The following is a 12,695-nucleotide window of genomic DNA, read 5'->3' as shown; positions in this document are numbered from 1 at the left end:
CGGTCCGGCCCGGCATGACCGGCCTGTTCCGCCAGTGTCCAGCCGTTCTTCCGCTCCAGCGGAGCGATCAGCCCTCGCATATAGACCAGTGCTGACTCCCGCGGCTCTGTTCTGGCAAACCGGTGCATGAACCGCTCGTGCACCGCACTCAGTTCGCCCGCCCACACCCGCGCATCAGCAAGGTCCCCACCCATAACAACATCAACGAGCAACCTGCCCAACCGTCACGCAAAACACCGTTGCAGTACTAGCGCTCTGACCGCAAAGGTTCACCGGCCTGGGGCGTGTGCCTTCCTTTGACCGAGCAGACGTTCAGGACCACTCGCGCAAGGGAGCTGGCGCAGGAACGCAGCGCATCACAGGCCGGCGGATGAGCCTTGTCATCGGGAGAGGGCTATCCTGCGTCGCTCTCGGTCGATCTCGGTGACGACCACTGTGATCTTGTCGCCGACCTGGACGGCATCTGATGGAGTCTCCACCGGTGTCCGGACGAGCTCTCGCAGGTGAAGCAGTCCCTCGATTCCGTCGGCGACCTGGACGAAGACGCCGATTGGGGTCAGCTTGGTGACCTGGCCGGGCAGTTTCTGCCCCACCGCGATGGTGTCGGCGAATACCTGAAAGGGGTCCGGCTGTGTGGCTTTCAAGGACAGTCTGGCCTCCAGGTTCCACGTGTCGAACTGGAGGAACTCGCATGAGACGTGCTGTCCAACCTGCACGACGTCGGAGGCTTCCTCGAAACGTCGCCAGGACAGTTCAGGGAAGGAGATGAACCCGACGCCGGGGAAGACCGGATGGGCGGGTCCGTCGTCCAGCGCGACGAACACACCGAACCGTTCGATTGCTGCGACCGTGCCGGAAAGGAAAACGCCGCAGTGCAGTGACTCCAGGAATGCCCAGAGTTCTGGGTTCTCAGACGCTCCACCCATCATGCTCCCAGCCTTTCACGAGGAGCTGCGCCCTGGGTAGGAAGTGTGCTCACGCTGCGGTCTTGAGGGGACGTCCGCCCCAGCGGGTACCTTTCTCGCTGCGGATACGGGCGCGTTCACGTCGTTCGGCGGCCAGGACGTCACGGTGGCGGGCGTTGGCGTTGCGCCAGCGCAGGTAGGCGTGCAGGGCCCGTGTCTGGACGGTGTGGTTGGGGTGGTGGGAGTTGGCGATGGTGAACTGCCTCAGCGGTCCGAAGTGGGCTTCGATCGGGTTCGCCCAGGATGCATAGGTCGGAGTGAAGCACAGCTCGACCTTGCTCTTCCTGGCCCAGCGGCGGATGTCAGCGCCTTTGTGAGCGGACAGGTTGTCCAGGATCACGTAGATCGGGGCGCCGTCTGGCCGGGCGACGCGTATCGACTTCAGCGCGGCCAGCGTGTTGGCCGCGCCCTTTCTGCGGTGGTTGACGCCCCACAGGGTGGCGTCGCCGATCGAGTAGCAGCCATGGAAGTAGCGCACGCCGTGGATGCGGTGGTAGGTGGCGGGTAGCCGGTCGGGGTGCTTCTGCTCAGCCCAGCCCGAGCCCGCGGTGGGACGGATCCCGAGCGGGCCGAACTCGTCGAAGGCGAAGACCCGGTCGGGGAAGCGCTCGAGGACCTCCCCGATCCGGTCCAGCTTCGCTTCGCGGACGGGGTCGGGGGATTCCTTCCACGTCTTGGTGCGCTGGAAGGTCACGCCGCGGCGGGCGAGCAGGCAACGTAACGCCTCGCGGGCGAGCAACCCGGATGGCACAACGGCGATGTGGGTGCGCGACCGGCTCGATGGACTGTGGCGGGACGAGGACTTCGCCGACTGGTACCCGCGGGATGGGCCCCCGGGGCTTTCGCCTGCTCAACTGGCCACCGCCTGTGTGCTGCAGTTCCTGCTCGGCCTGCCGGACCGGCAGGCCGCCGAGGCGGTCCGCTGCCGCATCGACTTCAAATACGCCATGGCCATGGAGCCGGACGACCCCGGGTTCCACCACAGCGTGCTGGCCGACTTCCGCGATCGCCTCGCCGAAGACGACCGCGCCGACCGTCTTCTCGACCTCGCGCTGGCCCGCCTCAAGGAGGCCGGACTGGTGCGCGAGCGCACCACGCAGCGCACCGACTCCACCCACGTCCTGGCTGCCGTGCGCGACCTGACCCGCCTGGAGTTGATCACCGAGGCGGTCCGCGCCGCACTCGAAGAAGTCGCCGACACCTCCCCTCACCTGCTCGACGAGCTGGTCGACGAGGACTGGGGGCTCCGCTACGGCCGACCGGTCCGCCTGGGCAAGAACCCCACCAAACCCAAGACCAGAATCCTCGCCACCGAAAACGACGCCGTCCGGCTCCCGGAACACCTCTACCAGCACGGAACAGACCACACTGCCGACCCGCGCGTCCATGCCCTGCGCCAGACCGTGGTGCAGAACTATCACCGTCACGCCGCAGGACACCTGCGCTGGCGCAGCGGTGTAGATGCATCAGCAGGATTCCGGGGCCACGGCCCCTCGTCGACCTCGGATTGGAGTGAGCAGCACAGGAGCCTGGAGCGGGCAGCGGAGCAGCTCGCCGTCGGAGGCCAGACGGTTCAGGCTTGACGCTGACGGGCGATGCGCCCATCAGCGCTGAACCTCAGGGCAGCCCCACCAGGCCCCAGCCCCGGCGAGCAGCCTCCGTCACCACTCCGCCCCATTCACGCAGAAGGGCAACGAAGTCCTCGAAGGTGTCCGGGCGGCCTGCCCAGCCCTCGCACTCGACCGCGAACGGACCGCTCAACTCCTCCAGGCACGGCTCCGCCCGTTCCCAGGCTCGGGCCTTGTCCGCCACCGCCTCCGGCAGGCAGACCAGAAGGACATGCGGGTGCCAGCGGTCGGCGGCAGGCGGGAAGACTCCTCCTCCGTTCGCCGCCGACTCATCGACCTGATCCGCGTCCCAGATCAGACCTCCGAGGAAGCTGTCCATCGCCTCACGCGCGGGCGCTTCGACGAGCGGCCGTATGTCAGCCCATGCGACGCCCGCGCGGACATGCGGTATGTAAGCGCTGGTGGTGGTGAAGAAGCTGTACACGGCGCACCACGCCGGTGCTGATCCAGGAGGCCAGAGCCAGCCGTGAGCCCGCTCGTGTCTGCTGTCGTACACGTCGCCGAGCTCCCACGGCCACGCCATGTCGTCGAGCCGTCCGGTCCGGCTCTCGACAGGGATGGCGCTCAACTGCTCCCAGTCCACCATGAACAGCGTGAGGTCTCTACCCATGCCAGCAGCATAGGAACGACAAGCACGGCACGTCGTGGCGGGTGACCGGCCAGTGCAGGGACGTCCGGTATGTCGCCGCACACTCCTGCGCGCGGGATGGTGGTCTGGCACCTCGGCCCTGCCGGTGAGGTGTACGAAGGGAACCGCCCCCGGTCCCACACGTCGTAGACCGACCCGCGCAGTGTAAAGCCCCAGGTCAAAGACACCCTCGTACTGCGACTCTCAGCGGAGCGAACAGGTGATTCTCATATACCTGCATCAATAATTCTCATAGCCTGTCCGAAACGGCCTCTCATCTTCCTTATAGCCAAAGCCAAGGCGCGCCATTTCAAATGACATTGGGATGAGAACCACCTACGGCAGGGAAGTGAGAGTCAACAGGGAGGGCGAGGCCGAGGCCCTGGCCGGGGCGGCTGAGGCCGGGCGCGTGCGGCGGCCTGGATCCGTGCCCTGCCCGACCCGGGCCCCGGCTCATGGATCACTGGCCCGCCGCGCCGGGCCGCCGCCTATGCCCGACTCGATGCCGAGTTCGTCGCCCGGGGATGGGCTGACCTGGCTGCCGCTTGTAGCGCGGCGGGTAAGCGCGGCCTCCGAGGCGTTGCCGCAGATGTCGGGAGCACATCGACAACTTTGCGGGCCTGGGAGGCGCAGCGCAGGCCCCGCGGGGCAGCACCAACGTCATGAGACACCGGCGAGATCACTAGTGTGGTGCGCCAGGCTCAGTGGAGCTGTCCCGCGACCCGCCGACTGGCCCGCCCTGCCTCGTTCGCCCCGGTCACCCGGCGGTTGCCCTGCGGCGGGACCAGGCCGACAGTCCGAGTGCCAATACGGTGCCGGCGCCGAGGACCGCGACCGCGACCCAGGTGGTGTGGGTGACCGCGTCGGTGAAGGCGATGCGCGGGTCGCGGACGTGGGCGACGCGGTCCTCGAAGCGGGTGGTGACCAGTGTGCCGAGGATACTGGTGCCGAGGACGGCGCCGATCTGACGGGCGGCGTTGACGGTGCCGCCCGCCTCGCCCTCGCGGCCCGGTGGGACGTGGCCGACGGCGAGGGCGGTGGACGGGGCGTTGGCGAGACCGCAGCCGAAGCCGAACAGGACGAAGGCAGCGGCGTACCCGGCGAACGCGGTGCCCGGTCCGACCTGCGCGAAGAGGACGGCGCCGACGGCCGCGAACAGCAGGCCCGCCGTGATCAGGACGCGCGGCCCGAGCCGGCGCACCAGTATGCCGGCCAGGACCGAGGCGGCGATGAACGCACCGAATTCCGCAAGAAGTTGGACGCCCACTTGCAGGGCGGTCAGTCCCCGTACGCGCTGCAGCCACAGCACTTGGAGAAGGCTGAGACCGACGAAGCCGAACAGGACGGTCCCGGCCAGCAGGAGGGAGACGCTGTAGGAGGGATCGCGCATCAGCCGTAGGTCGACCATGGGGGCGGTACGGCGCAGTTCGACCAGGGCGAAGGCGGCCAGCAGAACGACCGCTGCCACAACGGCGGCCAGGGCCCGTGCGGAGCCGTAGCCGTGGTGACCGCCGTCGATCAGCCAGAAGACCAGGAGTGCGAGACCTGCGATCGCGGTGAACTGTCCCGCCCAGTCCAGGCGCTGGGCCGGGTTGCGGGACTCGGCGACCCGGCCGAGCGCGACCGCCGCCGCGAGGCCCGCCATGACGAGGTTGAGCCAGAAGGCCGCGTGCCAGGTCCACCAGCGCAGTGCCAGGCCCGCGACGAGGGGGCCGACGGCCAGGCCGAGTCCGGAGGTGGCCGCCCATGCGGCGATCGCCCCGGCGCGGCGGCGGGGGTCGCGGACGGCGTGGGTGATCAGCGCGAGCGAGCTGGGGGTGATCAGGGCACCGCCCAGACCGGCGATCGCCTGGCCGGTGAGGAGGGTGGCCAGGTTGTCGGCGAGGACCAGCACCAGAGCGCCCGCGGCCATCGCCGCGGCCCCGGCCAGGAAGACGCGCTTGCGCCCCCACCGGTCGGCCAGGGCGCCCGCGCCGAGTACGCAGGACGCCACGACCAGGGTGTACATGCTCGGCACCCACACCATGTCGGCCGGGGCGAGGCGCAGATCGGCCTGGACGGCGCCGAGCGTGCCGATGGTCTGGGTGGTCTGGAGGAACACCGTGAACAGTCCCAGGCACGCGGCGACGAGGACCGGCCCGGGGCGACTGCCGCGGGCGTCGTCGCGCTCCTCGGCCGTTGTGTCACGCAGATCAGTGGTCATGGTTCGCTCCTCGGGACAGCATGGCCCTGGCCTGGCGGGTGACCTCGTTCGTGAGGGCTTCCTCGCGGTCGGCCTCGACGGTGTCGAGGACCTGGTCGACCACATCGGCAGGGCTGATCCCGGCCCGGTCGACGTGGGCGGCCATATCGGTGTCGATGAACGCCGCGTGCACGGCGACGGTGCGGGTTCCCTGCGCACGCAGCTCCTCGCGCACCGCGTTGGTCATCGGCCGGGCCGCCGTCTCAAAGGCGCCGTACGAGCCGGTCTGCGGCAGCGTGTGCCGGGAGAGCACGGGGAGTACGTCGGCCGGGGCCCCGCCACCGTTCCTTCCGGGAACGGTGGCGACGGCGCGGCCCGGTCCGCGGCCTGCTCCGGTGACGAGCGCGATGGCTCCGCCGGTGTTCACGAGGTCTCCCAGGGGGCTGCCGAGGGCGAGGGTGCGTTCTCCGCGGGGGCGTCCTGGACGACGCGGGCCTGCCGGGCGAGGGCCAGCAGCCGGCCGTCGGCCGACCACACCTCGCTGTCGTCGACCGCCCAGCCGCCGCCGGCCTGTTCGGTACGGATCCGGACGAGGGCCCGGTCCGTGAGCACCTCGGAGGCCGGCGTGTCGGCGACGTGGATGGTCAGCTCGGCGGTCGGCACCGGACGCGGGGTGCGCCAGCACGCGAACAGGGCGGGCGGGAGGACATCGGTGAGGGTGACGACCGCGGCCTCGTCCAGTGGCCGCCCGTCGGTGAATCGCACCCAGGCCACCAGCTCGGCCAGCTCGCCCCCGGCGAGGGGCAACGCCTCGGTGGCGGGTCGCACTTCCACCTGCTGGGCGAAGGCCACGAATCCGCCGGACAGGTCGAGGGGCACGCAGTCGGCCGGACCCGGCACCTGGGGGAAGGCCCGCCCGTCATAGCCGGGCCCCGGGTGGCCGGAGCCGAACAGCGCCGACCCCGCGAGCACCGCGGCTCCGTCCTGATGGGCCGTGAAGAGACAGGTCGAGGCCCGACGTCCCGCACGGGGCCCGGTCAGGGACAGGCCGAGTGGACGGGTGTCGACAGGGGCGAGGAAGTGCGCGGTCAGGGCGCGGAGCGGGCGGCCTTGCCCGACGCCCCGTTCCCGCATGGCGGTGAGCGCCGCCGCCGCGACATGCCCCCCGTGCGCGCCCGCCCAGGACCTCCACAGGGGGTCGATCCGGGCCACCGCCTCATCGGTGACAGCCGTGCTGCCGGGTGGTGAAGTCCTCATTCCGGTCTCCTCGTTCGGTCGGGCCCGAGGGAATGCCCGAGCCGGATAGTTGGAAAACAGGACTCACTATAGGGGTGTTAGTTTGAAAAACAAACGCACTCTGACCCGGACATCCGGCCCCAGGCATCCGAGCCCGAACCGGCTCCCGGGCCCGCAGACTCCGCCCCATGGGTCTTTTTTTCCAACCCACTGGTCTAGGATGAGAGGGCAACCGGCCCGGGAGGCAGACGATGGACGACGTACTGCGGGGCGGCAGGTGAGCCCGGAACCTCCGGCGGCCGCCAGGCTCCGCCCCCGGAGCGACGCCCGCATGCGCCGTGCCGCCCCGGCACGGCGCCCATTCCCCGGAGGTCCACCCCCATGACCGTCGCCAGCCCGCGCCCCTGTTCCATCGCGAACTCGCTCGCCGTCATCGGTGAGCGCTGGAGTCTGCTCGCGCTGCGGGAGGTGTTCTTCGGGGTGCGCCGCTTCGACCGGATCGCCGCGAACACCGGCGCCAGCCGGGACATCCTCACCGCCCGGCTGAAGAAGCTCGTGGAGAACGGCGTCCTGGCCAAGGAGCTCTACCAGGCCCACCCGCCGCGCTACGAGTACACGCTGACCGAGGCCGGACTCGCGCTGCACCCGGTCCTGCTCGCCCTCAAGGAGTGGGGCGACCACTACGTGACCGAGGGAGAGGCCCCGACGGTGTTCCGGCACGACTGCGGCGCGGTCCTCCATCCGCGCACCGTCTGCGACGCCTGCAGCCGGCCCGTCCCTCCCGACAGCGCCCGCGCGGTCCGCATCGGCGGCGTCCCCCAGCACTCCGCTGCAGACTCCCCCGGCGCACCGTCGCCGACGGACACGTGATCATCCGGCACCCTCGCCGGACGCCCGCACCGGGCGCCGGCGCCCCCTGCCGACCGCCGCTTCCGGTATCACCGTCGGATCCTTGAGCCGGCTCTTCCGGTCCGGCCTGCGGATCGGCCGGCTGCGGGCGCCGCACATGACGGCCCGCTCTTTTGGCCGCACCATCACTCGTTCCCGTCCAGCCGCCGCGGCCACCGGGAGGCCGCAGACGCGGGACGGAGCGGCCGGACGCCCCCGCTCGGAGAAGTGACCGCCGCCGACTGCGCGAGCACAAGGTCTTTGGCTACCTCACCCCAGCCGAGATCCGACAGCGGCACTACGACGTCGTTTCTTATGGCCTGATCGTTCGTTGGGCTGTGCATGGCGGATTTGGTTGAGCGGTTGGTGCCGGATGAGTTGTGGGTGCTGTTCCGGCGCGTGGTGCCGGCCACGGAGGTGAAGCGTCCGCAGGGTGGCGGGAGGCGTCGAGCTGGTGACCGTGCGGCTCTGGCGGCGATCGTCTTCGTGGCCCCCTCGGGTTGTACGTGGCGGCAGCTGCCGCCGGTGTTCGGCCCGGCCTGGCAGACGGTCTACCGGCGGTTCTCCCAGTGGAGCCGGGAGGGGGTCTGGGCCCGGCTCCACCGTGTCGTCCTGGACGAACTCGGCACGCGGGGGGGGGGAGTTGGACCGGTCGCGGTGCGCGATCGACTCCGTCAGTGTCCGGGCGGCAAAAGGGGGCTTCTGACGGGACCGAATCCGACCGACCGTGGCAGACCCGGATCGAAAATCCACCTGATCACCGACCGGAACGGGCTGCCGCTGTCGCTCGGGATCTCCGGCGCCAACATGCATGACAGTCAGGGCCTGGAACCGCTCATCCGTGGAATCCCGCCTATCCTGTCCCGCCGCGGCCCACGCCGCAGGCGTCCGGCCAAACTGCACGCGGACAAGGGCTACGACTACGACCACCTGCGCCGATGGCTCCGCGGACGAGGCATCCGCCACCGCATCGCCCGCAAGGGCATCGAGTCCTCAACCCGACTCGGCCGCCACCGCCCACGAAGCTGTCGCACTGGCGGTGTTGCAGCTTCCTGCCGATCTCGGCCCGGCCGTCACAGGAACCGCTGAAGAACACTGACCTACGCGGAGCGCGTCACCGCCCGGTACTCCTGCAGGAGAGTCCACCGGTTCCGAGATCACACAACGACGGGCAGAGGCCCCGAAAGCCACCCCCGCGGCTTCCACTCCCACAACCAGGCAACCTGCACACTCGCCCACCACACCTGCGCTCATGCGCGTTTCAACGGGCAAAGGCCGGTGGCCGCATACCGTTCAGAGCAACGACTGCAGCCACTTCTGAGCAGAAACATTGGACAGGCCCGTGGCCCCGTCACCCAGTAGAACTGAGTAACCCGCAGGCCACAGCATCAGCCACTACCCACATACACCGAACCGCGACAGCCGGCATCGGAGCCTCGTGGGGGCTGCTGGCCGCGATCGCGGCCATGTTCTTCTGCGCGGTGCCCATGGAATACCTCACCTCCAACGTCCTGCATGACCGGGGCCGGGAGGTCTACGGCCTCATACAGGAGGAGACCGGTTCCACCCTCCCCAACCCGAGAGACGGCACCCCCGGCACGTACACCTATGCCGTCTCCCTCCCGGGAAGCTCACGCCAGCTTGAACCGTCCACGGTGGGGAGGGAGTTGGATACCGGGAAGGAGTACCTGACGACCATCGACCCACAGCGCGGTGTCCGCCCCGCCCTCGGCCCGAGGCCCGGCACGGACGTCTTCCACCTCCTCTGGCAGATCATCTGCGCGGTCTTCATCATGCTCTTCTGGCTCGCTGCCGTCGTCGTGGGCTTCGAGCCGGACGAAATCGGTTGGTGACCTGCACGGGCACGGACGGCGGGCGGGCACGGACGGCGGCGCGGACGGCGGGCACGGGCGCGGCGGGCTGTGGTCGGTCGGAGGTGGGCATGGTCGCCCCCGGCGACAACTATTGCGGCCGCCGACTGGGAAGGATTGGGTGTTGGCCTGTCCCGGGATGCGACCCGACAGGACTCGTCACCGGACCGAAGGAGAACCCGGACGGTTCGGTGAACCTGTACGTCTGGTGCCACGCCCCGCCGCAAAGAGCAGACCCGCCGGCTCCCGGCCCCTCCGGCCGGTTCCACGTGGTGCCGCACATGTGCCCAGCTCGGACCGCGGTAGCGGGGCAGGGCGGCGATCGGACACGATCACCACCCCGGGTCACAGACTTCGATCTCGTGGGTGTGGTGGGGCATGAAGCGCACGGTGACCGTGCGGCTGGCCTCGCCGGGCGGGCTTCCCGCGTGGAATGCGGAGCGTTCACGGCGGTGCCAGATCTGTCCACTGTCCGTCCCTGGGAGACCTCGTGCGGGCGGTTCGTGACGGCCTACTGTGGCGGGGTGAGCGAAGAGATGAACGGGTGTACTGGGCGGGTGCTGGTACTGGTGCTGCCCGAGGTGAACCTGCTGGACCTCGGCGGTCCCGTGCAGGTGTTCGACGCTGCGGCGCATCTCGATGGCGGCTACCAGCTGGAGTACGTCGCCGAGACGGACGGTCTGCGGTCCGCCCAAGGTCTGCGACTGGCGGGGCTGGCACCGCTGTCGACGAGCCGGGCGGCAGCCGGTGATCTGGTGCTCGTGCCGGGCCCCCGGCTGACCGAATCCGACCGGCTGGTGGCACCTGCTGTGGTGCGCTGGGTGCGCGAGGCCCACGACGCGGGTGCCCGGGTGGCGTCCGTGTGCAGCGGTGCAGTCGTTCTGGGGGAGGCGGGGCTGCTGGACGGCAGGGCATGCACGACCCACTGGTCGCTCACCTCGGCGATGCGCGACCGGTACCCGCTGGCCCGGGTGCGTGAGGCCGCACTCTACGTGCACGACGGGCGGATCAGCACCAGTGCGGGCATCTCGTCGGGGATCGATCTCGCGTTGTCCCTGGTCGAGCGGGAACGCGGCCCGGAACTGGCCGCAGGAGTCGCGCGTGAACTGGTGCTGTATCTGCGGCGGGACGGGGACGCGGCACAGATCAGTCCGTTCCTGCGGCACCGCGACCATGTCCAGCCCGCGGTGCACCGGGTGCAGGACCATCTGGCGCAGCATCTGGACGCCGCCTTCACCCTGCTCGAACTCGCCGGCATCGCCGGGCTGTCCCCGCGCGGTCTGACGCGGGCCTTCACCACGGCCATCGGTATTACCCCGTTCGCCTACCAGCGGCAACTGCGGCTGGAGCGGGCCCGCACCCTGCTGTCCGGTACCGATCTGACAGTGGAGGCGGTCGCGCTCCGGTGCGGATTCCGTGACGCTCGGCAGCTGCGCCGGGTGGTCGCCGACGCCTTCGGCGCTCCGCCCTCGCTGCTGCGCGCACCATTGCGGCCGACTGCCTGACGGGCCCGGTCCCCTCAGCGAAGGGCCTCTTTCCCGACCGCTTTCCCTGTTTCTTCCGCTTTTCCTGTTTCCATGAGGGCTGACGGCACAGTGCTGCCAAAATATGCCCGGATTGTTGAGGTATGTCTTGCTTGAGATGAGCTCCGGGACGCGCAAGGGCCACCGGGCGCTGCGCCGTATCGGCTGGGTACTGCTGGGCACGGCTCTGGCGGCTGCATCCTTCGCGGGGATCGCCTTCGCGGGGGTGAGCGCGTCGATGGCCGACAGCTTCGCCGCCGCCCCCCGCGGATCCGATGCCAGGGTGTGGCCTGCCGCCCGGCCGGTGCCGGACGGCAGGATCACGGTGGCGGTCGCGGTCAGCAACGAGGGCTCCGTGGCCACCGATGTACTCGCGCCCTACCAGGTGTTCGCTGAGTCGCGGAGAATGTTCGTCTACACAGTGGCCGCCGAACGCCGTGTCTCCCCGCTGTCCGGCGGCGCCCATCTGCTGCCCGACCACACGCTGGCCGAGGTGGCGGACGGCACTCTGCCGGAACCTGACGTGGTGGTCGTGCCCGCCGTGGCCGGCCCCACCGGCGCGGGCGAGGAGCGCTTGCGTCGGTGGATCGTCGAACGCCACCGCAAGGGCGCCCGGATCCTCGGGGTGTGCGCGGGCTCCGAGCTGCTGGCCGCCGCCGGTCTGCTCGACGACCGCGACGCCACGTCGTTCTGGTCCAACATCGGCTCCCTGGAACGCAGCTACCCGAAGGTCGACTGGAAGCGCGGGCAGCGCTACGTCGAGGACGGGCGGGTGACCACCACCGCGGGCGTCACCTCCGGCACCGTGGGTGCGCTGCGGTTGGTCGAGGAACTGGCAGGCAAGGCGGAGGCGACCCGTATCGGCACCGGACTGTCCTACCCCGGCTGGACTCCGGACGGACCGACCACGATACCGGCCAACCATCTCACCCTCAGCGACCTCCCGTACGCTTTCAACGCCGCGTTCCCGTGGCTGCGCCCCACCACGGCCATAGGCCTGGTCGACGGCATCGAGGAGATCGACGCGGCCGCCGCCTTCGAGGGATACGGCGGAGTCTCCTTCGCCACCCGGACGCTGGTGATCGGCGCCGGTGACACCGTCACCACCCGCCACGGCCTGGTCCTCGTCACCCGGCCGGCGAAGGGAGGCGCCCACGGGGCAGATCGCTTCGTGGTGCCCGGCGTCAAGAACGCCGCCGGCCTCGGCAGTGCGCTGGACGGCTGGGCCCGCCGCAACGGGCTCGCCGCCGAACTGCCCGGCGGAGGACGGCGGTCCGGGGAGTTCGGCTTCGATCCGGTGCTGCGGGACCTTGCCGAGCGCAGCGACCGTCGTACGGCGCTGGTCACCGCGAAGTTCTCCGAGTACCCCTCGGCCCACCTGGAGCTGACCGGCGCGTCCTGGCCCTGGCGGTCCACTCTGCTGGCCACGGCGGCGGTCGTCGTGAGCGTGGGGGTGGGGCTGGCACCGACGGCGATCCGACACACGGTTCGACGGCGGCGCCCCACGGCGTAGCTCCCCTGACGCTATGAGCGCGCCGGCGCGCTCATAGCGTCAGGGGGCCGTGATGGACGTGCCACCCAACCGCTTTCTGGTCGCGGGCAAGGCATGGCAGGCCATCCGAGCACACGATGCGGCCCCAAAGACCTTGAGTTCTAGCGATCGTTGCAACACTTCCTGACTCAGGTGGTGAGTAGATCACGTAGACGCTCGGCTGGTGTACTCCAGCCGAGCGTCTTGCGTGGACGGCCGTTGAGTTCCTGCGCGACGTGTTCA

Annotated in this window: 10 protein-coding genes and 4 pseudogenes; 7 read left to right on the top strand and 7 right to left on the bottom strand. The window is 69.9% G+C overall.

What is annotated here, in order from left to right:
- From ACWCXX_RS38755 to ACWCXX_RS38745, 3 genes and pseudogenes are all read right to left on the bottom strand, one after another.
- A pseudogene (locus ACWCXX_RS38755) lies at positions 1-194 on the bottom strand (IS701 family transposase); the annotation flags it as partial.
- Positions 195-380: 186 nt separating this feature from the next.
- Entirely contained in the window at positions 381-929 is a 549-nt protein-coding gene (locus ACWCXX_RS38750) for a S1 RNA-binding domain-containing protein (RefSeq protein WP_451135677.1), read from the bottom strand.
- Positions 930-975: 46 nt separating this feature from the next.
- Positions 976-1,701: pseudogene (locus ACWCXX_RS38745) on the bottom strand (transposase); the annotation flags it as partial.
- A 22-nt stretch (positions 1,702-1,723) separates the two neighbouring features.
- On the opposite strand from ACWCXX_RS38745, the gene ACWCXX_RS38740 reads away from it, so the two are divergent.
- Entirely contained in the window at positions 1,724-2,548 is an 825-nt protein-coding gene (locus ACWCXX_RS38740) for a transposase (RefSeq protein ID WP_451135675.1), read from the top strand.
- A gap of 34 nt (positions 2,549-2,582) precedes the next feature.
- On the opposite strand, the gene ACWCXX_RS38735 is transcribed toward ACWCXX_RS38740, so the two are convergent.
- The 4 genes from ACWCXX_RS38735 to ACWCXX_RS38720 form a co-directional block, all read right to left on the bottom strand.
- The gene (locus ACWCXX_RS38735) at positions 2,583-3,203 is read right to left on the bottom strand and encodes a hypothetical protein (RefSeq protein WP_451135673.1); all 621 of its coding nucleotides are present in this window, start codon (positions 3,201-3,203) and stop codon (positions 2,583-2,585) included.
- Between the two features lie 775 nt (positions 3,204-3,978).
- Positions 3,979-5,424 carry an MFS transporter gene (locus ACWCXX_RS38730; RefSeq protein WP_451135671.1) on the bottom strand — a complete coding sequence of 482 codons (1,446 nt, stop codon included), beginning with the start codon at positions 5,422-5,424 and terminating at the stop codon, positions 3,979-3,981.
- On the bottom strand, positions 5,414-5,830 hold the full coding sequence (locus ACWCXX_RS38725) for a hypothetical protein (protein WP_451135669.1): 417 nt from the start codon (positions 5,828-5,830) through the stop codon (positions 5,414-5,416). Before ACWCXX_RS38725 ends, ACWCXX_RS38730 begins: the two co-directional genes overlap by 11 nt.
- Positions 5,827-6,660 (bottom strand): acyl-CoA thioesterase, encoded by an 834-nt coding sequence (locus ACWCXX_RS38720; RefSeq protein ID WP_451135667.1) that lies wholly within the window; start codon positions 6,658-6,660, stop codon positions 5,827-5,829. Before ACWCXX_RS38720 ends, ACWCXX_RS38725 begins: the two co-directional genes overlap by 4 nt.
- Positions 6,661-7,020: 360 nt before the next feature.
- Between ACWCXX_RS38720 and ACWCXX_RS38715 the strand changes: the two genes are divergently transcribed.
- From ACWCXX_RS38715 to ACWCXX_RS38690, 6 genes and pseudogenes are all read left to right on the top strand, one after another.
- Entirely contained in the window at positions 7,021-7,509 is a 489-nt protein-coding gene (locus ACWCXX_RS38715; protein ID WP_451135665.1) for a winged helix-turn-helix transcriptional regulator, read from the top strand.
- Between the two features lie 360 nt (positions 7,510-7,869).
- A pseudogene (locus tag ACWCXX_RS38710) lies at positions 7,870-8,532 on the top strand (IS5 family transposase); the annotation flags it as partial.
- A pseudogene (locus tag ACWCXX_RS38705) lies at positions 8,483-8,626 on the top strand (DUF6193 family natural product biosynthesis protein); the annotation flags it as partial. The pseudogenes ACWCXX_RS38710 and ACWCXX_RS38705, both read left to right, overlap by 50 nt.
- 367 nt (positions 8,627-8,993) lie before the next feature.
- Positions 8,994-9,380, top strand: a complete 387-nt coding sequence (locus ACWCXX_RS38700) for a hypothetical protein (protein WP_451135663.1) — start codon at positions 8,994-8,996, stop codon at positions 9,378-9,380.
- Between the two features lie 542 nt (positions 9,381-9,922).
- Positions 9,923-10,903, top strand: a complete 981-nt coding sequence (locus tag ACWCXX_RS38695; protein WP_451135661.1) for a GlxA family transcriptional regulator — start codon at positions 9,923-9,925, stop codon at positions 10,901-10,903.
- Positions 10,904-11,039: 136 nt separating this feature from the next.
- On the top strand, positions 11,040-12,434 hold the full coding sequence (locus tag ACWCXX_RS38690; RefSeq protein WP_451135659.1) for a DJ-1/PfpI family protein: 1,395 nt from the start codon (positions 11,040-11,042) through the stop codon (positions 12,432-12,434).
- Positions 12,435-12,695: the final 261 nt, after the last annotated feature.

It is taken from the genome of Streptomyces sp. NPDC001732 (assembly GCF_053596315.1).
The sequence above is the reverse complement of the archived record's forward strand: the minus strand, read 5'-3'. Positions and strand labels throughout refer to the sequence as shown.